This is a genomic window from Afipia sp. GW821-FHT04G03 (genome assembly GCF_059419985.1).
Genome location: NZ_JBWKSV010000002.1, coordinates 743,726 through 763,978, shown reverse-complemented (window position 1 = coordinate 763,978; position 20,253 = coordinate 743,726). Strand labels below are relative to the sequence as shown.

Annotated in this window: 18 protein-coding genes and 1 tRNA gene; 4 read left to right on the top strand and 15 right to left on the bottom strand. The window is 56.5% G+C overall.

The genetic code is table 11. The annotated features are described in order from the left end of the window. Positions 1–148 precede the first annotated feature (148 nt). The 3 genes from AC07UB_RS12910 to AC07UB_RS12900 form a co-directional block, all read right to left on the bottom strand. Positions 149–1,021, bottom strand: coding sequence for a patatin-like phospholipase family protein (locus AC07UB_RS12910; protein WP_494655269.1), 873 nt, complete (start codon positions 1,019–1,021; stop codon positions 149–151). A 127-nt stretch (positions 1,022–1,148) separates the two neighbouring features. Beyond that, the gene (locus tag AC07UB_RS12905) at positions 1,149–1,910 is read right to left on the bottom strand and encodes an N-acyl homoserine lactonase family protein (protein WP_494653627.1); all 762 of its coding nucleotides are present in this window, start codon (positions 1,908–1,910) and stop codon (positions 1,149–1,151) included. A 128-nt stretch (positions 1,911–2,038) separates the two neighbouring features. Continuing rightward, positions 2,039–2,734 (bottom strand): HoxN/HupN/NixA family nickel/cobalt transporter, encoded by a 696-nt coding sequence (locus AC07UB_RS12900; RefSeq protein ID WP_492791124.1) that lies wholly within the window; start codon positions 2,732–2,734, stop codon positions 2,039–2,041. Between the two features lie 328 nt (positions 2,735–3,062). On the opposite strand from AC07UB_RS12900, the gene AC07UB_RS12895 reads away from it, so the two are divergent. Both AC07UB_RS12895 and AC07UB_RS12890 read left to right on the top strand, forming a co-directional pair. After that, on the top strand, positions 3,063–4,040 hold the full coding sequence (locus tag AC07UB_RS12895) for a Bug family tripartite tricarboxylate transporter substrate binding protein (RefSeq protein ID WP_492791125.1): 978 nt from the start codon (positions 3,063–3,065) through the stop codon (positions 4,038–4,040). A 155-nt stretch (positions 4,041–4,195) separates the two neighbouring features. After that, positions 4,196–4,618, top strand: a complete 423-nt coding sequence (locus AC07UB_RS12890; protein WP_492791126.1) for a CAP domain-containing protein — start codon at positions 4,196–4,198, stop codon at positions 4,616–4,618. Positions 4,619–4,734: 116 nt separating this feature from the next. Here the strand turns inward: AC07UB_RS12890 and AC07UB_RS12885 are convergent, their stop codons facing one another. Both AC07UB_RS12885 and AC07UB_RS12880 read right to left on the bottom strand, forming a co-directional pair. Next, positions 4,735–6,069, bottom strand: a complete 1,335-nt coding sequence (locus AC07UB_RS12885) for an enolase C-terminal domain-like protein (protein ID WP_492792718.1) — start codon at positions 6,067–6,069, stop codon at positions 4,735–4,737. A gap of 61 nt (positions 6,070–6,130) precedes the next feature. Next, positions 6,131–7,102, bottom strand: coding sequence for a Bug family tripartite tricarboxylate transporter substrate binding protein (locus AC07UB_RS12880; protein ID WP_492791127.1), 972 nt, complete (start codon positions 7,100–7,102; stop codon positions 6,131–6,133). A 118-nt stretch (positions 7,103–7,220) separates the two neighbouring features. Here AC07UB_RS12880 and AC07UB_RS12875 point away from each other — a divergent pair, with 118 nt between their 5' ends. After that, positions 7,221–7,910, top strand: a complete 690-nt coding sequence (locus AC07UB_RS12875; protein WP_494653302.1) for a GntR family transcriptional regulator — start codon at positions 7,221–7,223, stop codon at positions 7,908–7,910. A gap of 58 nt (positions 7,911–7,968) precedes the next feature. Here AC07UB_RS12875 and AC07UB_RS12870 read toward each other — a convergent pair. After that, positions 7,969–8,042: transfer RNA gene (locus AC07UB_RS12870), tRNA-Arg, on the bottom strand. Between the two features lie 133 nt (positions 8,043–8,175). On the opposite strand from AC07UB_RS12870, the gene AC07UB_RS12865 reads away from it, so the two are divergent. Then, the gene (locus AC07UB_RS12865; protein ID WP_494653301.1) at positions 8,176–9,534 is read left to right on the top strand and encodes a tyrosine-type recombinase/integrase; all 1,359 of its coding nucleotides are present in this window, start codon (positions 8,176–8,178) and stop codon (positions 9,532–9,534) included. Here the strand turns inward: AC07UB_RS12865 and AC07UB_RS12860 are convergent. The 9 genes from AC07UB_RS12860 to AC07UB_RS12820 all read right to left on the bottom strand — a co-directional run bounded on the left by AC07UB_RS12860 (position 9,521) and on the right by AC07UB_RS12820 (position 20,234). Then, entirely contained in the window at positions 9,521–12,025 is a 2,505-nt protein-coding gene (locus tag AC07UB_RS12860) for a bifunctional DNA primase/polymerase (RefSeq protein ID WP_494653299.1), read from the bottom strand. The two genes, AC07UB_RS12865 and AC07UB_RS12860, sit on opposite strands and share 14 nt — an antisense overlap. 147 nt (positions 12,026–12,172) lie before the next feature. Beyond that, on the bottom strand, positions 12,173–12,427 hold the full coding sequence (locus tag AC07UB_RS12855; protein ID WP_494653298.1) for a hypothetical protein: 255 nt from the start codon (positions 12,425–12,427) through the stop codon (positions 12,173–12,175). 156 nt (positions 12,428–12,583) lie between these two features. Then, a complete protein-coding gene (locus tag AC07UB_RS12850) occupies positions 12,584–13,609 on the bottom strand; it encodes a hypothetical protein (RefSeq protein ID WP_494653296.1) in 1,026 nt (341 codons plus the stop codon). 21 nt (positions 13,610–13,630) lie between these two features. Further along, the gene (locus AC07UB_RS12845) at positions 13,631–14,098 is read right to left on the bottom strand and encodes a hypothetical protein (protein ID WP_494653294.1); all 468 of its coding nucleotides are present in this window, start codon (positions 14,096–14,098) and stop codon (positions 13,631–13,633) included. After that, the gene (locus AC07UB_RS12840) at positions 14,095–14,580 is read right to left on the bottom strand and encodes a hypothetical protein (protein ID WP_494653292.1); all 486 of its coding nucleotides are present in this window, start codon (positions 14,578–14,580) and stop codon (positions 14,095–14,097) included. Before AC07UB_RS12840 ends, AC07UB_RS12845 begins: the two co-directional genes overlap by 4 nt. Before the next feature lie 12 nt (positions 14,581–14,592). Then, complete coding sequence (locus tag AC07UB_RS12835; protein WP_494653291.1) at positions 14,593–14,820, bottom strand: helix-turn-helix transcriptional regulator; 228 nt, start codon at positions 14,818–14,820, stop codon at positions 14,593–14,595. A gap of 851 nt (positions 14,821–15,671) precedes the next feature. Then, positions 15,672–18,359, bottom strand: coding sequence for a hypothetical protein (locus tag AC07UB_RS12830; RefSeq protein WP_494653289.1), 2,688 nt, complete (start codon positions 18,357–18,359; stop codon positions 15,672–15,674). Beyond that, a complete protein-coding gene (locus AC07UB_RS12825; protein ID WP_494653287.1) occupies positions 18,356–19,585 on the bottom strand; it encodes an SIR2 family protein in 1,230 nt (409 codons plus the stop codon). Before AC07UB_RS12825 ends, AC07UB_RS12830 begins: the two co-directional genes overlap by 4 nt. A 31-nt stretch (positions 19,586–19,616) precedes the next feature. Continuing rightward, the gene (locus AC07UB_RS12820) at positions 19,617–20,234 is read right to left on the bottom strand and encodes a hypothetical protein (protein ID WP_494653625.1); all 618 of its coding nucleotides are present in this window, start codon (positions 20,232–20,234) and stop codon (positions 19,617–19,619) included. Positions 20,235–20,253 lie beyond the last annotated feature (19 nt).

Sequence of the window (20,253 nt, the reverse complement as noted above, 5' to 3'; positions counted from 1 at the left end):
ATACACGAAACCGGCGAGCATCGACATCAACAGTGAGGCGGAGATGAGAGACGCCCTGACGTCATCCTGTCATATCGCGCGCGTAGGGCTTGCAGTCCGAGGCTTGTTGCAGAGCAATATTTCGCCGCGGCCGGCCGTTATTCGACGATCAATGCCGGTGCGGACGCATCTCGCCTGGGATACCGCCCTTCTCGAGCCCACCATCGGCGAGCCACGCATCCGTGTTTTTGATCGCGCGCGTGATGTGGTCGTCTGTCCGGGTGAAATCATACGGCGAGCCTACCAGCGGACAGAGTGGCGGCACGACGTAGTAATCGATGCTCGGCTCAAGATACTCCAGTTCGGTAGTCATCTGACGGGAAATCAGCAGCGTCAGCGCGTGCAGCGCGGTTGCGACCGCGCCGACCGGGGGATCGGTCCCCGCGCAGGCAAACCCGGTCGGCATAATTATCAGCCGGCTCGCGCCTTTCGCGATGGCGACGCGGATTGGCGTGTTGCTCGATATGGCGCCGTCAGCAAGAAACCGGCCTTGATGCCTCACCGGCGCGAACGCTCCTGGAATCGCCGTGCTGGCCACGATGGCTTCGGCAGCGGAGCCTTCCGACAGCACCACCGTCTCGCCGGAAACGATGTCGGTGGTCACGATATGAACCGGCACGACCGCCTCTTCCAGATTCTTGTACGGGAGATGGTCCTCGATCAGCTTGCGGATGCCATCATGCGAAATGAGGAAATCGCGGCGCCACAAAAATCCGAAGAACGCATGGAGTGTCACCGGAAAGACATCACGCCGCGTCAGCCCTCGCCAGATGTCCGCCAGTTTCTTGACGCCATCCAGCGTCGGCGCGCCGGCATAATAGGCGCCATTCATGGCGCCGACGCTCGACCCCACCACAAGGTCGGCCGTGACCCCATGAGCCGCCAGCGCCTGCATCATCCCGACCTGAATCGCACCGAAACTTCCGCCACCTGCGAACACGAAGGCTGTCTTTGTTCCCGATTGACCGTCTCTGCCGTGCATTGCGTGCAAACTCGTCTCTACCTTATTGATCCCCGGCCGGTTCGCAGCGGACTGGTTGAACCTATATCAACGGGCGCTCAAGCATCGCAATCAAGATTGCTTGTTCGGCTCGCGAGGATATTCGGCGCTAGCCGGCGAATGAACGCTTCGGGTTTTTATGCAGCGCAACCGCATCGGCTGTGTCGCTTGCGCGCGGATAAAGTTCGCGTACCAGCGGATCGTGGCCGGGAATGACGCGATCGCGATGGCCTGCAAGCCGCTCCACGGTTTTCCAGCCTTCCATCATGTCGCCGAGGTTGTAGATGATCGGGAACGGGTTGCCGCGGTGCATGTTGGCGTAATAGTGCGCCGCATCGGATGCCAGCACCACGGGCCCGCGTTCGGTTTCGACGCGCACCACCTGCAAACCATCAGAATGGCCGCCGACGCGATGCAACGTCACGCCGGGCGCAATCTCATCATCGCCGTCATGAAACACGACGCGCTCGCCGAACACATGACGCACCATCAGCGTCACGTCTTCCACCGAGAACGGATGACGCAGCAGGCCATGGCACATGCAGCGGCCGGTGGCGAAGCTCATTTCGCGATCCTGCAGATGAAACCGCGCATTGGGAAAGCGGTCGAGGTTTCCGGCGTGATCGTAGTGCAGATGCGTGATGACCACATCGCGAATCGTATCGGGATGAACGCCGAACTGTTTGAGCGCATCGGCGGGATTGATCGTCAGCGTTCGCGACCGCTCGCGCGCGGCGACCTCGTTGAAACCGGTATCGACCAGGATGTCGCCGTCGCCGCCGCGGATCAGCCAGACATAATAATCGAGATCGGCGCCTTCGTTATGCGGATCCGGCATCATGAAATTCATATGCGGCGGCCGTCCCGTCATCGTCGCATAACGGATGGCGTAAATCTCGCGGTGATGGGTCAAGGCGTCCTCGTCGGCTGTTTTTCGCTTTTGCGCCAGTCTGCACACCGGCAGCCACGGCGACAAGCTGCGCGAGGGAATGCGTGCTCTTAAGCAAACGCCGTCGCGTAGACCGTCATGGCTCCGATTCCGATCGTCACGACGCCGACGACGCCTTGCAGCGTGCGATTGGCCCAGGTCAGCCAGCGCGCGGAGACGACAAGCGGCACCGCGATCACTGCTGACAGCGCGCCCATGCCCACCATCGACCCTACTCCGAACAGCAGTACGTACAGCAACCCATCCGCCGGGCTCGCGGCCTGCGTCACCGCAAGCACAAGCAATGCAGCCGAGCCGGCCATGCCGTGCATCAGCCCGACCAGCAGCGTTCGCCATCGAAAGCCGTGCGAGTGCGCGTGACTGCTGCGCTGATGCGGAACCGCATCCGCGGCATGGCTATGCAGATGAAAGTGCTCGGTGCCGTCGCCGTGACGATGCTGGTGGAAATGCACGCGGTCGCGCCACAGCCGCCACAGCACATGCGCGCCAAGCCCGACCAGCATGATACCGACTGCGGTTTCCAACGGACCCGAGACGTGTTCGGGAATGGCATGACCGAGCAGAATGGCCGCACCGGCGAAGACGAACAGCGTGACGGTGTGGCCCAGCCCCCAGGTCAGTCCATGCTTGACGATGTCGCCGAGATTGGCGCGCCGGGCGGCGATGCTGGATACCGCCGCGATATGATCGGCTTCGAGCGCGTGCTGCATTCCGAGAAGGAAGCCAAAACCCAGAATTCCGAACATCCGCGCTACGATCTCGCTTGAAAGGTCACCCCAGCGAACGCTTGCATGTGATGTATGACATCGTCAATAATTCATCATACTAAGGAGAGCTTGAGCGCGCCAGCGCGGGGCGGTCGACATCCTGGCAGCAGGGCACCGGCTTCAAATCTTCGACGCGGGGTGGCGCAGCGACGATAAGACCCGTTGTCCGGATGGCTGGCTTGCTGGATTATGCGCGGCTTTTCGCAGCGCTTACGACATCGCTGCCTATCTGTTTATCCATCACTCCGGAGCGATCCGGCAAAAACGCGGCGGCACAAGCTGTGCGCAAATTCAGGGAGGAAAGACCGTGAACGTCAAATTCGGTTGTTACGCTTTATTCACGCTGCTGGCTGGGTCTGTCATGACCAGCCCGGCCCAGGCTCAATCATGGCCGACCAAACCGGTCACTTTCGTTGTGCCGTTCGCAGCCGGTGGCGGCACCGACGCTTTTGCCCGCCCGCTCGCGGCCCAGCTCGACCAGCAACTGGGCCAGCGCGTAATCATCGAAAACCGCGCAGGCGCGGGTGGCACGGTGGGCGCATCGCAGGCGTCGAAGGCTTCGCCCGACGGCTATACTTTTTTCGTCGGCGCGGCTCATCACGCCATTGCGCCGGCGCTGTACCCCAATCTCGACTACAACCTTGAGAAGGATTTCATCCCCGTCGCGCTGATAGCGCGGCCGCCGCAGGTCATCGTCGTCAATCCCGACAAGGTTGCCGCCAAGACCCTCGCCGACTTCGTGGCTTACCTGAAGGCCAACCCGGACAAGCTCAACTACGGCTCTGCCGGGGCCGGCACCACGCATCATCTCGCCGGTGAACTGTTCAAGATCCAGACCAAGACACGCATCCTCCATGTGCCTTATCGCGGCGCGGGGCCTGCGATGCAGGACCTCGTCGCCGGCCATGTGCCGCTGGTATTCGACGGGCTTGGCTCGTCGGCACCGCAAATCCGGAGCGGACAGTTGCGGGCGCTCGCGGTTGCGGCTCCAAAACGTGTGCCGGCATTCCCCGATGTGCCGACCGCTGCGGAAGCAGGCGTCCAAGGCTACGAGGTCTCGACGTGGTACGGCGTTTTCGCGCCGAAGAACACGCCGCCCGCGATCGTGGAGCGCATGACCAAGGAATTGCAGAAGGCCTTGCAAAACCCGACGATCAAGGACGCCTGGGAACGCAATGGCTCTGACGTTCCCGATGTGACCGGCCCCGCATTCGCAACCATGGTGTCCGCGGAAACCGTGCGCTGGCAGAAGGTCGTGAGCGAAGCAGGCGTGAAGCTGGACTAGAGCGCACGCAACCGGCGAGACCAATCGATGTCGCGGTGAGAACTCGCCGCGACATCGCTTACCGCAGCAAATGCGAACCTGATTGCAGTTCGCCTTGAAACCGCCGACCTCGTGCCATACGCGATCGCCAACGGCTTAATCGGGGGGCGATGCAGATGAAAACTTTTCTTATCGTGTTTGTCCTCGGACTGGCGCTTCTCGCTCCTGCGAACGCAGCCGACTATGCAAGCCAGATCAGCGCCTATCGGCGCGCCAATGGACTCTCGTCAGTTCAGACAGACAGTCGCCTGACTGCCGTCGCGCTTCATCAGGCGCGCGCGATGGCGTCCGGTGGAACCGTAAGCCATACCGTTGGGGGCAGCTTCACCACCCGCGTTGCCGGATTGCGGAAATCACGCGCCGCCGAAAACATCGCGGCAGGCTTCAGGACATTCGCAGAGACGTTTCAGCAGTGGAAGGACAGTCCCGGTCACCGCGAAAATCTGCTGATGCCCGGCGCAAGAAAGGTGGGCGTTGCCTCCGTGGCAAATCCCGCATCGCCCTATCGCGTGTTCTGGGCCATGATCATCTCCGACTAGTTCCGCGTCGACATCTTGTGACCGAAGTTGAATCACGATCCCGGGAAGACGCGAACTTCCGACTTCCGGATTAGGAAAGCGTCGCATCATCCGTTGAGCGGTCGCGCGCTCCGATCTCAGCGGACCATTGCTGGCCGCTTGTTGTCGAACCGCCAACCAGGAATGAGAAATTGCATGGCCGCGGCATCATCGCGGGAGCCGTCGCCGATGCTCTTGTAACGTTCGTGAGCTGAGGCAACCTGCTCCATGTCGACGTCGATCCCGAGACCCGGCCGCTCGGGGACTGCAATGAACCCATCGACAATCCTGAATGGCTCTCGAGTCAGTCTTTGACCGTCCTGCCAAATCCAATGGGTATCGATGGCTGTCACACGGCCGGGTGCGGCGGCCGCGGTGTGGGTCACCATCGCCAGTGAAATATCGAAATGCGAATTGGAATGGGCGCCCCAGGTCAGGCCGAAATCGCGGCAGGTCTGCGCCACACGGACAGCCCCCTGCATTGTCCAGAAATGCGGATCAGCCAGCGGAATGTCGACCGATTGCAGCTGTATCGCATGTCCCATTTGCCGCCAGTCCGTCGCGACCATATTGGTTGCCGTTGGAAGTCCTGTCGCACGCTTGAACTCAGACATGATTTCGCGACCGGAAAGACCGTTCTCGGCCCCGCAAGGATCTTCCGCGTAGGCAAGAACGCCTGGGTTTTGTCCGCACAGACGGACAGCTTCTTCCAGCGACCAGGCTCCATTCGGATCGAGGGTAACTCGCGCCTTGGGAAAACGATGAGCCAGCGCGGCCACCGCCGCCATCTCTTCTTCACCCCGAAAAACGCCGCCCTTGAGCTTGAAGTCGAGAAATCCATAGCGGCCATGTGCCGCTTCGGCGAGGCGAACGACAGCTTCCGGGGAGACCGCCACTTCATCACGCAGCCGTATCCAGTCATCCTTCTCATCGCGGGTGCTTCGATATTTGAGGTTCGTTTTTGTTCGGTCCCCAACATAAAAGAGATAGCCCAGCACCTGAACCGCCTTACGCTGCTGCCCCTCTCCCAGCAACGCGGCAACCGGCAGGTTCAAGAACTGCCCCAGCAGATCGAGCAACGCCGACTCGACTGCCGTTACGGCGTGGATCGCAACGCGCAGATCGAACGTTTGCTGGCCACGCCCTGCATCATCGCGATTTGAAAATCGCGCCCTCATGGCATTCAGCACAGCGTTATAGTTGGCGACGGACTGGCCGATCACGAGCGAGCGTGCATCCTCGAGCGTTTGTCTGATGCGCTCGCCCCCCGGAACCTCGCCTGCCCCTGTGCGACCGGCGTTATCCTTCAGGATAACAAGGTTGCGGGTAAAGAGCGGACCGTGAGCGCCGCTCAAATTGAGCAGCATGCTATCCTCGCCGGCCACGGGGATGACGAGCATCTCCGTGACGACTGGTGCGCCGAGTCCACGCATGTTGACTTCTGCATCCGCTGACAAACTGGAATTCCCTAATTATTTGAAATCTACTGCGGACCTATTGCGGCGTTATTTTTCCCGTATCGACAACCACCTTCCAGCGCGCGATTTCCTCGGTCAGGAATTTCTTGAACTGGTCGCCGTTGCTCGCGACGACCTCAAATCCAATCGCCTCGAATTTTGTTTGAACATCCGGGGCCTTGGCCGAGGCTGAAAGTTCGGATTCCAGTTTGGCCTTTACCGCTGGCGGCAGCCCCTTGGGCGCGGCAATCGCTTGCCAGGAGTACACTTCAAGACCTCCGACACCCTGTTCAGTCATCGTCGGCACGTCAGGAAGTGTGGGATTTCGCTTCGCGCTGGTCACGCCCAAAGCCTTGAGCTTGCCCTCCTTAACATTCTGCGCGATTGCGCCCAGATTCTGGAACGAGACGTTGACGTGTCCGCCCAACAAATCGTTGATCGCCGGAGCACCGCCCTTGTAAGGGATATGAGCGCCCGACGTACCGCTCTTCTGCCAGAATAGCTCGGCTGTGAGATGATCCGATGAACCCACACCCGAAGATGCGAATGTCACTTTCCCCGGATTCTTCTTCAGATAGGCGATCAGCTCGGCGACATTGTTGGCTGGAAACTGCGGGCTCGCGACAAGAACATTGGGCGTGCGGACAGCGACAGAGAGCAGATCGAAGTCTGCGAGAGGATCGTACTTCAGATCTTTAAACAGGGCAGGATTTATGCCGTACACGCCGATCGACGCGACCAGTAACGAGTAACCATCAGGCGCGGCCTGCTTGATCGCCAGTGCTCCAAGTGTGCCACTGGCCCCTGCTCGATTCTCTACCAGGACATTCTGCTTTAAGCGCTCAGCCAGTTTTCCAGTGACCAGCCGCGCGGTAATGTCGCTCGCGCCGCCGGCGGGAAACGGGACCACAGCGGTAATCGTGCGGTCCGGATAGTCCGCAGCCTGTACGGCCATTGTTGGTAACACGGCAGCCAGGATACCCGCGACGGCGTATGCCAGACTCTTCATTTGAACCTCCCTGTATGCGGTTTCTGCGTTTTTTTGAGTGCTCCGCGAGATAACCACGGCAACCAGACAAACTAATGCATCAGTTGTCAAGCTAATGCATTAGTGAAAGAGTGCACATATGAGAGCTTCAGCTGCCTCCAATCATGACACTGCGCTGCCCGAGGGGCCTTCGGTTTTCGAGCAATTGCTCGCCGACATCATCTCCTTGCGCCTTCCGCCGGGGACGCCCCTGTCGCGAGTCGCGCTGCAGCAACAATTTCGACTGAGTTCGACGCCGATCCGTGACGCGCTTATTCGGCTTGAGTCAGCCGGGCTCGTCGACATCTTCCCGCAGAGCGGAACGCGTGTGAGCTTGATCGACGTGGCGCTCGCGCGGCAAGCGCAATTTCTTCGCCGTTCGATTGAGCAGGAGGTTGTGCGCGTCCTCGCAATCTCAGGAGACCCAGCGCTGATCGCCGAACTTCGTTCGATCATCGCGAACCAGCGCAACCAGGCCCGTGATGACAAGCTCGATGAGTTCAATCAATCGGATCTGGCTTTTCACAAGACCCTTTACGATGCGGCCGGCGTATCTCACCTCTGGTCACTGGTGCGGGAACAAAGCGGCCATGTTGACCGCATTCGAAGGCTTCATCTTCCTATCGGAAACAAGGCCAATCAGATCATTCGCGACCATTCGAAAATCGTCCGCTCAATTGTGCAACAAGATCCTGCTCTGGCGCAGACTGCGTTGCGCGATCATCTTTCGCGATCCCTTGCTTTCAGCAATGAATTGCGAATTCGGTTTCCCTCGTATTTTACAGGCTAGGTCGCGAATGGGCCAACCACTGCGATTGCATGTGTTGCCTTAAACGCATCAAAGGTATTGGCGATCCCGGGAAGACTCGAACTTCCGACCTGCGGTTTAGGAAACCGCACTCACAGCATTAACCAATGTCACACTTCCGCACGTTTCGCGCGTTAGAAAGGTCCATAAACATTGGTTTTTTGCGAGGTGTGACGTAAAGTGACGGGACGACGTAACGGCATATAACAGCCACTCCTCGTTACCCTAACGTTACCCCTGTGAGCCCATGTCCAAAGCCCTGACCGTCGAAAGCATCGAAAGAATAAAGCCCACGGCCAACCGCCGCGAGATAGCCGACGGGCTGTGTCCGGGTCTCTATTTGGTGGTTCAACCTAGTGGCGTCAAAAGCTGGGTCGTCCGCTATCGGTTCAACGGCCGTCCGCGCAAACACACATTAGGTCGGTATCCCACCTTGCGGCTTGGCGAGACCAAGGAAGCGGCCAAAGCCCGCATTGCGAAAGACCCCACTAGCGAGTCGCCCGATGCTCGTACGCGCGCCCGTATCGCTCTGCGGGCCGTGGCAATTGGGCAAGACCCCCAAACGGAGAAAACAGAAGCTCGCCTATCCGAGAAACTCGGACTAACCAAGGAAGAATTGGTAGGAGCTATCTTTCAAACGTACGACAGACAACATCTAGCGAAACTTCGGCCGTCTACGTCGTACGAACTTAGACGGCTTTTCACCAAACGAGTTTTGCCCAGGTGGCAAAAGCGCCGAATTAAGGAAATCGAAAAGCGTGATGTAATCGCCCTCGTAAATTCAATGGTTGAGCAGGGCGCGGCTGTATCGGCGAACCGCATGGTCGCTGCGTTATCCCATTTTTTCAATTGGTGCGTTGACCAAGCATACTTGGAACGGTCTCCATCTCAAGGAGTAAAAAAGCCGACGAAACAGAAAACGCGGGACCGCGTTCTATCCGACGAAGAACTGCGTTGGCTTTGGCTCGCTGCGAATGATGTAAGCTGGCCGTTTGGCCCTCTAACCAAACTGCTCATCCTGACCGGGACGCGCCTCTCAGAAGTATCGGACATGCCTGATTCCGAGCTTAACATGAAGGCCCGGCTCTGGACGATTCCGGGCGACCGCGCAAAGAACGGCGAAGCTCATGGGATTCATCTGACGAGCTTATCCGTCAAGGTTATCGACGATCTGCCGCGTATCAAGAGCAAAGCAGGGCTCGTTTTCACGACAACTGGTGAAACTCCGGTATCTGGAATGTCGCGAGCAAAGCGAGCGCTTGACTTAGCAATGCTCAGGCATGCCAAGGAAGAGGCCAAACAGAACAGCGATGATCCAGCCAAATCCAAGATTGCGCCTTGGGTCATGCACGATCTCCGCCGCACGATGGCAACTGGAATGGCGCGCTTAGGCATACAGTTGCCCGTTATCGAACGATGCTTGAATCATGTCTCAGGATCGTTCGGTGGCGTCGCCGGTATTTACCAACGGCACGACTTCGCAAAGGATAAAGTGCTAGCCTTTGAAGCATGGTCGGAACATATTGGCTCGCTTTTGGCAAAACCCGCTTCCAAGTCGAAAGTGAAGAAGGTCACGTCGAACGTTACCAAGCTCAAGACTTCTTGACGCGATAGGTCCAAAGCTTCCGATTGGTGTTGTAATCCGACTCCAGTCGCATTCCGCCAACTATGCGGCCCTGCTTCGACTTGAGGTAAGCACCAAGCGTGCTTGACGTGATCTTTGGCACGACCGCAGATATGGCGTCCAAGAGTGCGTCGTCAGTGCAGTCGGCAATCTCAATCAGATCACGCGCCGTCCATGAACGGCCTTCATCAACATTATCGCGTATGACGGAAAGCAAGTGCTCAAGGTCGTTGCGGTCCGGATCGTCAACGGCGATGAAGTTTCTAGTCTTGCATGGGTCCGGCTCCCCAAGCCACACAAGCGCGCCGCGCACAAGATTTGACCAATCTTCAAAACGTCCGAACGGCGTAAGCGTGTCCAGTCCGGGCCGACCGGCCGTCACGAACGCGCGCAATACCGTCAAGGCGGCCGTCACCAATTCGGCACGTCGTTTCGGAATCGCTGTTTTCAAGTTCACGGCAAACCGGCGCGTTTCCGGCCGCTCGACTCGTGCGTCCATCCGACAAAGTAGCGCGCGAGTCGTCATGTCCCCCTTAAAGGTGAGATTGTTTCCGCTCGCTAGGAGCAACGCGTTCGTCGGCACCGCGACCTTACGATTCTCGCCAAGGATCCGGCTTTGCCAAGATGCCTGAGTTAGTATCGTGCAGAGGGCGTCACCTTCGATTGGGCGCTTGACGTTATCGATCAGCAGAATCTGATCGTTCTGCAACAGCACGGAGAAGAGGCGCTTCTCATCCTCTTCCTCGGACGCGCCCTGCGACATTGCCGTTGTTAGACGGCCGGTCACGATCAGCGACACGGTGTCCATCGCCAAGGTCTTGCCGGTGCCCATCGTAGGCGCGCTGGTGCCGTGCATTGGTGCCGAGTGCAGAGTACGGCGGGTGACGCCTGTCAGCACGGCCGACAGCATTACAGAAAGACTCGCACTTTCGCCCTTCGCGTTTTTCACGAACGGGAAATCCTTAAATGGCTCTTTCATTATCGCCAGCGCGGCCATTGCCTCTGACTTCGATGGCTTTTCTTTGATATTCGGGTAATCGACGCCGCCCTTGTCCAGCAACAACCCCGATTCGGGATCGTAGCCGTCATCCTCCAACAACGTCCCGTCCCGGCGCAGCGTCGGAGTTTCGATTACGCCGTTGAGCACCGGCACGCCCCAACGATCATCACGGGCGAGGTAGTGATGCGCAAGAGCCATCGGCGCAGCAAAGCGGAGGCGCTTGGGATCGCCACCCTTGTTCGCTTTGACAGAATATAACGGCACGTGTTCGATCATGTATTCACGGAGCCGGAGCGCGCTTACCTCACGAATGGTAAGTGATCCTTTCTTCCGCCGCACGTCGTCGGCGTCGTTGGAATCTGAGTCTACCCGGACAGGATGAACGAGACGGCCGCCCATTTGATACAAGGGCACGCGAGCGGCCAACATCGCGGCTTCGGCGTGGTCCAACATGGCGGGCAACTTCGTCACGTCATACTGGATAGGTGCCACAAGCGCGGGCGTGTCGAAGTCGAACTCCTCGCCATCGTCTGGCAAGTCGTCGTCGAAATCGTCGGCCGCGTCGCCAGCGATTTGCAATTCGGAATGTCCAGCTTTGCGAAGATGAAATTCAAGCGTCTTCGATGTGTAGCCGTCGCCCTTGCTGGCGTGAAACGAATCCCAACGACGTCCGATCAAATAGGTATCATTTCCAAACTTCGAGTCACCGGTAGACCAATCGATGAATTCCTGCCGGGCCTCGCCACCGCTGGCGTGATGCACACTGGCGATCAGGGGAAACCATTTATCATTGGTGTTGAAATCGCAAGGATCAAGCACGGCCAGACACTTCGCGATGTGCTCGTTAGAATATGTCCCACCGTCAGCGCCTTCCGACCGTTCAGGGCGCTGGATCAAGTCCATGAGATTCTTCGGCACGCGCGGCAACAACTTGTCAACGCGTGGTGATTTGTCATCCCACACGTAGCGCTTTCTAGTCTCCGGATGAATGCATCCAGCTGCGACGACTTGGCGACCCAATGATTTGAATTCAACGCCGGGATAAGCTTCGAGAGTATCCACGACTCGCGTGCCGGGAAGCTTGCTTAAATAGTAGTGGTGCCCGCCCGATCCGGTAATGACATGCGGCCACTTCGTCGGGTCCAACCCAAGATCAAAACACAGATTCGCGAAGCCGTCGTCGCCGCCATTTCGCGGATCGATGTCTAACACCAATTGATCGTCGCGAAGTCGCACGCCGACGTTGTGATTTTCGGACTTGGCCGACTCGATAGTATTATGCGTGAAGTAGGTCTTCTTGGTCCAGTTGTTGTCCCGTGGCCGCTTGCCATCAAACACGACACGGCCGTAGCGCTCGGTTTTGCTGACATACGGGTGCAGCGGAATAAGCGTGAAGGTGTTTTGCGGATAGCGCCGGAGAGCGGTAACGTCTACCGTGCGGCGACCGCGTGGGTCATTGCTTTTGCTTGTCATCGCCTTTACTCCGTAACTTCAACCGGCGCGCGCGGGCCCGCCGCGCGATGCTGACTAGTGCGCGCTTCGTGATTACGGTCCTGGTGAGCGTGATCGCACACCGGATCACAACGTCACCATTAGGCAATAACGAAGCGCGCAAATGACTCACCAACTGGCCCGCTTCCCGGACGCATTCCACTTCGCGAAGATTGCCCGGTCGTCGATGCTGCCATCTGGCTTGACGAACGGCACGGGGCCACACGCGGCGATCACGGCGGCATATTGATCGGGTCGAAGTTCGCTCGTCGCGTTTACGCCTGCGACGCGCTGGAGAATGGCGCGCACCTCGGGCTGACCCGAATCGGCTTTCACGCGCTTGAGGGCGTCGTAAACGTCTTGGCTTGTGATTGACTGAGTCATGGTCGTTCCTTTTGTGTGAGTTGCACTGTCAGATAAGGAGAGGGAGAAGTCGCCCGGCCGAAGCGGAGTCCAGCCCTTCCGGCCGGGCAACCTACGGAGCGGCGAAATTCGGCGAAACTCCGCTCCGTTTCGTGCGGGTCATGGCCGCACGAATCCTTAGCCAAAGTCCTCGACATCGTCGGCTGCGTTGGATTCGCGCTCTTCGATTTGGAGCAGTGCACGCATATCGATGCGGCGGCGCTGCAAGCGCGGATCGTCCTTTACCGCTAACAAGAACCACGCTTCTTCCAAACGCTCTGCGGCCAAAAGCTTCGCGCGGAGTAGAGACAACTTCTCTTCTCGCTCTGGTACCGTTAGTGCATTTTCCGGCCGGGCCAGCGCGCCAATCTCCTTGCGTGCCCGCTCAACAAGCGCCTCGCGGTTTAACCAGACAAGCAGCGCGAACCCGTCGTTTCTAAACTCACTACCGACATACTGTTTCGGCCATTCCAGATTGCCCTGTACGGCACGCCGACTCGCGTGGCTCGGCTTGGCTAATCGGAAGAGCCCACGAAAATCTGGCGCGCCAGTAATGGCAACAGCATCAATAGTCGCGACCGCTTTTGCGAGTGCTTCACTCTCGGGGAGCCAAGCGATTTCAGCGCCCCGAATGGATGCCTTTAGCGCGTCGACGTGCGAACGAGCCTTCTCCAGTTCCTTCGCTGGCGTGCTATTCTTTGGGGCCTTCACCTCGGGAATATTTGGCCGCCATTTCGCGGACGCACGTTGTAGCGCGATCCACTCGTCAACTTGGGAAGTTTGGACGCTGCCACGGACGGCATTACGGGCTTGGCGATGCTCGTCTAGGACGGCTTTGGCCTCCGCCATGACGGCCTCTGCCTCGGCAAGCTGCGCCTTTACATTATGGCCGTCGAATTCGTCTTTGCGGTAAGCATCGTAAACTTTCCGCGTCTCCTGCCAGTGCGAAACAAGACGCTGATCATGAAGCCAAGCCGCTTCGGATTCAGACTCCTCTTGCATTTCGGCGCGCTTAAACTCTTTGCGCTTTGCAACGACGTGCGCGCCCATATCCTTGGCTCGCGTGTTCACCTGTGCTTGCGTAAGACCGTGCATGGCTTTGTCCTTCGGGATCGTTGCAGCAATGCGCTGCGATGATTGAAGGATAGACGGACTGCGATCCAACTCCTGATCCACACCGTTGGATCAGTCCCGATGCTTTGAACGATTCCGCTCTTCAAACTCTGACGGCGGCCGCCATTTGATTCCCCACTTCTTCAGAACATTCCGCACGCGACTGGCACCACTTTCGTTGCAAATCACATCCATAAGAACTTGCTCGGCGTCCTTCATTTCCGTGCCGAACGTAGCGCCTATGCAAGCCTTGGCCACAGCCTCTTCGCGGTACATGCGCTGATCCCAGTATTCAGCAAACTTCATCCAAGCCTTTGCGATCCTTTTGTCGCGGGCTCGAAGACCGTTTTCGTCTTGCGTCATAGACTCAGAGGCGGGTTTGGCGAACCGCCAAAGTTCGTACTCATCGTGTGTGATGAAGCTGTAGATCGTCTTTTCGCCGTTCGTTTCGAGGCGGATGCTCTGATCTAGCCAGTGCAAGATATGACCAAAATCGCCCGTAAGGGTCGAATACGCGAGCTTGCTTTTGAAATCACTCATGACCGGCGACTTCCGATCAGCGCGCAAAGCATAAACAACGCACGCACCCGACGGGACGCCATCGGCCAGTCGATTACACCGATCGAGGCAAGGGCGCAGGCGGCCTCTTCCGATTCCATCTGCCGAAGATCAGCCAGCGTGAAAGGGCGGGCTTCTTCGTCGCGTGGAATCGCATCAAAGATGCGGGCCGCACGAAATGCTGCTAGACGATCCGTTGTGCAATCAAGAGCCGACCGGAAGACATCCTCGGTAATGCTTGCTTCGCGCTTTAGTACGTCAATAGCAAACGCGTAACTCTGGCGCGAACCAAGTTCGGCAAGATGACGCGCGTCCGGACGTTCGCCAACGAGAAGGGCGTTGACGCTTGAAGTTGCATTGGCATTACCGGCGCGGTCGTGTTCCCGCTCGCGTCGGGCACGGGCTGCATGATCGCCGAAGTCGCGAAGCGTGCTGCTTCGCGCGATACGAAGAAACGATTCCATTTGGCCGCTCCATCACTGTGATGAAGCTGGCGGACGCGAGGCAATCCCACGCGCGATCATCGCGGATTCCCATGCTTGGATATCTGCGAGTTTGAAATATCGGAATCGGCCACCGAACAGCACGGGCTCTGGAAAGCCGTCCTTAGTGATCCGACGATGAAGCCACATCCGGCTCGCTCCGCCAAAGCGTTGGCGGACTTGAGACGCAGTAAGATATTCGGACTCTGATTTGGTTGTCATGACGCACTCCCTCGGCGTCGCGCTAGACGCAACGGCCAAGCCTCCGGATGAGGAGTCTGCAAGCTCCTAGTAGTAGGAGTGCTCGCGGAGTGGGGCCCGATTCCCCGGCGGTCTCTATTACCGCCTCGGCGTCACCGCATGGAAAACCACACGTTCGGATGATCTAGCCGGACCAATCCGACTAGAAAGCCTTCAGGCAAGCCCGTGATCGACACAACGCCTGAAATCGATTTCGGCGAACTGATACGCTAGGTTGGAATCTAGCGTCCTGCCTCTAACTGCAACATGTGCCACAGGGCGCGGACCGCAATCAACCAACGAATTGCCCCTTCCACTTTTTCGGCCGCGTCGTTCCAACATCGGGGCGCGTCGGCGTCGGCGGACTCACCGCCAGATCGGCTAGAAGGAAATGCTCCCGGCGTACCGTACTAGAATAAAAATCCAAGTTTTCAAATTTTTGAATCGCGCCCCGGATTTGCCCGCATCGCTTTTTGCGGTCCGGAAGGACCCGTGAAATCTGATCGATTGAAAAATTATTCTATCTTCGATGAAGTTCGCTTACATCGAATGAGATATAAAATTATTATAGATCGCCCATGAGCGCGACCATCGATCCACAGAAGAAGTGGCAGTACCGGCATGAACGTGACATCGCGTTACACTGGTTGCGGGTACTGCGGGTACTTGCGGGTACTTTTCCAGTCCATTCATTCTAGCTTAGTAATTTTCAGAACTGGATAGATAGAGAATAACAGCGCTGGAATCGGATTCTCAGTGGACCTGAAAACTACCCGCAAGTACCCGCAGTACCCGCAAATAGAGAGGTGGCGCTGCACATGACCGCTGATGAGTTAACGCTTGGTCAGCTTGCGTAAGAAACGCATTCGATGATCACCTTGTAACTCGGGCCGTGCAGCAATGATGGCGCTGAGTAGCCCGGCCAAGTCATACACGAAATTCTGCTGACGCTCGCTGATGCTTGCAGCTAGCAAGGTAAGCGTTTCATTTGGGTAAGCCGATACGATTTGTTCGGTCTTAGGCTGCTTGATATCCAACCCAAAGCCGCCGCTAACGTCCCAGACTTCAAATGGCTGAAGGAACGGAAGCACCACTTCCAACGCTTCAGCAAAATGACTCAATCCGACACTTGCTGGCAACCTCGCAAAGTCTTTTGATGATTGTGCCGATTGCAGAGCCGGTTCAAGCGGCCAAACCTCTGCGAAAAACGCCTTGCCAATTTGGGGCCATAACCGCGAGTCTTTCTCTCCGTCCTTTGGTTCTGTCTCCTCTGTCTTCGAGCGAAATAAAGTCGTAAACTGCCACGCCGCCGCGCTTCTCACATCATCGTTAGCTAAACCGAACGCGGTTCGCAAATTGGCGGTATCGACCGTTGTGCTATTTTGCGGATTCTTTGACCACACCCACAGAATCACGCACATCTCTGCTAGCCGCCGACGCGCTTCGGGAGAAAGCTGCGGCGAGCTAAGGCGTTTAAACGTAGCGAATTGAATTGTGCTCCACACTGATCGGGGCACCGCGCTGTATTTGGCAAACCCTTCCCAAATTCTGTCGCTTTCAATACCTGTCGCTAGCATCGGATGAATCACAAATTCATCAAGCCATGCTCGATCAGCGCGTGAGAAATAGTTCATCTGAATCGCCATGCGATTAACGAGCAGTTCCCGCGCTCTTCCCGTCAGCTTTCTAAGCTCAAGAACAAAATCCTCTGGCAAGACACGATCAGTGTGTTCCTTTGGTATCGTCGGACATCTCCGAACAAAGAACGACAACAAATGTCCAAGGGGCTCGTTTAGTGCTGCCGACGTCAAGTCAATCCCGGTGCTGTCTTGATTAGACGAGGACGCTTTATCATTCGCGATCTGGGCGGCGCAGGGCAGCAGCGCAAACCAGAGTCTATGAGCACCTTCAAACCTCGGAACCCGTTCGTCTGCCGCGTCAATCCAATAACTAAGTCGGTCCGCAATTGCAGCGAACAGAGACGGAGACAACGTCAATGCTGCTCTTGCGATCGCTTCGACTAACTCGCTATCAGCGGAAGGGTTTTCGGATTTCTCGTGCGCAAATGACAGCAAGAGGCTCCAGCCCTTTAAAACAACCTGCTCTTCCCCTCCGACAGTGGTCAACGCTTCTAGAATACGGCGCTTGCCGTCAGGCGTCTTCGCCATCGCTTCCGCATCGTTGCCCATACCAAATTGGGATTGATCATTGGCGAGTTCTTCCAACAACTTCGACGGATGGACGTCATCGAATTTGTCTGCATGTCCTTCGGGCACCCAGGTAACGCGAGCACCGGGCAATCCTGTCTCCACCGCCGCAACCAGACGAGGGAATTTATCGTCCCTCTGTCTGCGACTCTCAACAAGACCCACGATCAAATCAGACTCATTCACACCCGCGTCTACGAGGCGAGCTAACTCGTGATCACGGTGGTATTCAATCTCCTCTCCGGGAACGTCTTCTTCTGACGGAAAAGCTTGATTTGTTGGCCCTGCTAACAGGCGTGCTTCCAAATCTGCTTTATCGTTCGGCTGAAGATCGGCCCATCGAAGCGCGCGAAGAGTGGCAACTTCCGGAAATACCATCCAACGCCAAAACGCATCATCTTTAAGGGCGCTCAAAAAGCTTGCTACGACCTTCTCGTGGCCGGTATTTCGAAACCAAAGCGAAAAAGCAAACAATCGAACAAAGAGTCCGCCTGTTTGATCTTTCCAAGAGGCACTTATTCTCGTTGCCGCGATGGGATCGCTATCTTTTAGAGTATCGAACGCTTCGCCAATGAGGCGGACGAGAGGCACAAAGTTGTCGTTGTACTTATCAGCATCTGCATCGTCGTCATCTTCGTCATCTTCGGAAGGATTCTCTGTTTCTTTCGGAATGAATACCCGATGAACTAATATATTTGGCAGATCGCGCTCGTCGCTTAGCCAATCAATAGTCCGCGCACTGGCCAAGGCATCCTTTAGCGCGCTCGTGCCTCTCTCCAACAGATGGCTGAGAATATCGGTCGACAGTTTCGAAAGTTCTGCGTGACTGAGGCGTGTGCTGAAAAGATCAGAAGAATGAAAGACAGTTTCAAAATTCCAACGAACCCACCCCAATGGTTGCTCGCCCGTCGACTCCTGTTGCTTTCGTTCCATCCAATCAGAGAGTTCTTTAGCTTTCAGGCGGGGACGGATGCTGTTCACAACGACATCCATGTCCTCTTTGCGGACAGTCCCGTCCTGTATCTTATCTTTTAGCGCAAACAGGTTGAGGTAGTTAAGGTCATGAGCGCTTTCTCTCGCAACTTCGTGAAAGAGACGCCACAGCGTCTTCATTTCATTGGAGAGATCAGCGCTTCGAGCGGCGTGAGACTCGAGAAATTCGAATAGCCCAACTGTTTCGCTACCGAGCCGCCCGCGAATTTTCATTAACGCATCAATTGCCCAAGAGACAGTCTCCCTTTCGGCTAGTCGATCCTGCGCCCAAAGAGAGAGTAAATGCTCACGCTGTTGCATTCCGGTTCTTGCGACCATCATCGACCCACCTGAACATCGCTGTCGCCAGCGTCAATGGCTGCAATGAGTACGCTGATCCATCCGAAATCGACGCCACGCTTTATTAGATATTTGCTGGACTCTTCAAGCTCATCCTTATCGAGAACAGACATCAAGTCTTGAACAAAGGCTTTCTGGAACGGTGAAGCATCTTGATACTTCTCTCTTGTGTGCTCAGCCAACTGTCGCTCAATCCAGACAGTTTCGTCACGCGCCCAATCGGCCCATGCATTTATCGACTCCCATAGTGGCGCAAAAGGATTTCTTCCTTTCCGTCTCTGGAAGAAAATTGCTGTAATCTCTTTCGACTTCCACGCGGCTTGCTCAATAGCTTCTAGCCCGTTGGGCGGAATGTCAGTAATCGCATACGGAATCTTCATATCCGAAAATAAAGAGGCATCCTCTCCGATAGCATCCATCAAATAGCGCATTGGGGGATCATCCGCCGAGTAACCTACAAGGACAAGCGTATAGCGTCTAATTAGATCATAAATGTAATTTCCTATGACACCTGAGCGGAGATAAACCCGCGCAAAGTCACGACTCGAGAGAACGTAATTAGACGTCAAGTTATCGGTCGTGCTCAGGGCACCATGCAGATGGATAACGCCTTCGAAATCATGTGCACCAGAACGCGGTGCCATTCTTGCATCGAAGCTGATGGCCTCCCCGCCAATCTCTGCGGGCCACGCTTTTTCAAAAAGCAAATCGAAATTTGTCGTGACCAAGCGGCATGACGATGGCTTTGATTTATCACCCGACGAATTTGGCGCTAACGAGAGTCTAAGTAAGTCGGTGTGACTGTCGCTGTGCTCTTTCTCGCTAAGAATTTTTTCGACCGCGTTCCTAACGTGACGCGTTTTGGCTTTTCCCGGGATGTCCGGATCGAATCGTTTCTCTATGGCTGAAAAGAAGCGGTCATATTGCTTGTCGAAGAACAAATTGGCTTCGACTCGGCGATCAGAAGAGAGCCCTAGCGAGTCAAGATACTTGTTTTTGCCCGCCGCGCTCCGCCGCTTCTTCGCCGTTGCTAGTGCGGTAAACAAAGATTCGTTGAGTTCTTTATAAACATCTAAGGCGAGCCCGTCGAAAAGGGGTAAGCCGGAGGGCACCGAGACACCTGCGCCCGCGAGAAATAGCACATCGCCATCACGCCACTTTTTTATTAATGAGTTCGGTATGTCCGGCCCGTCAGTTACAAAGCGCATTTGCAATCCGCAGAAATTAGAAGATCAGTTTTTATATCGCGCCCTTGTGCTTCAGTGACTTCATCCCCGGAAAATCGTTTTGCTTCTCTGGACAAATGAATTCGTCTTCTACCAACCAACGGCCGCCAAACTTATCCCAAAAGCGGATCGCATCGAACTGACGGGCGAACTCATAAACACACCAGCTAATGTTTCCGCGATCCAGCTTTTCGCCCGTGGCTTCAAATGGCACGTTGTTATAGCGACAGCACGCAACGATATCGTCGTAGTTTTCTTGGACGTAGGCGTTCTGCAAAGCAACATGATACGGGTGCGAAGACTTCCAGTAGCGGCCTACCCTTTCGACTCGTCGCCGTTCGAACTCTGGATATGTTCGCAGGAAGTCTGGAAGGCGCGCAATCGCTTTTGCGATCCGCCGCGCTTCATCCGACGTGAGATGCTCCCAGTACGTGTCGAATTTCGCCTTATGAAGATGGTCGCGACTGTACACCCAAGCCACCGTGATACCGTTGGCGTCCTTGATCTGGAACGCATCCTTGCCAGCGCTTTCCACGCGCCACGGCGGCGGAAGTCGGCGTTTTGGCTCACTTGACACCATAGGAACAAAATAGGAACATGCTTCTGCGAGAGTCAACGCGGAACACAGCATGTCGGCCAATCCCCAACCA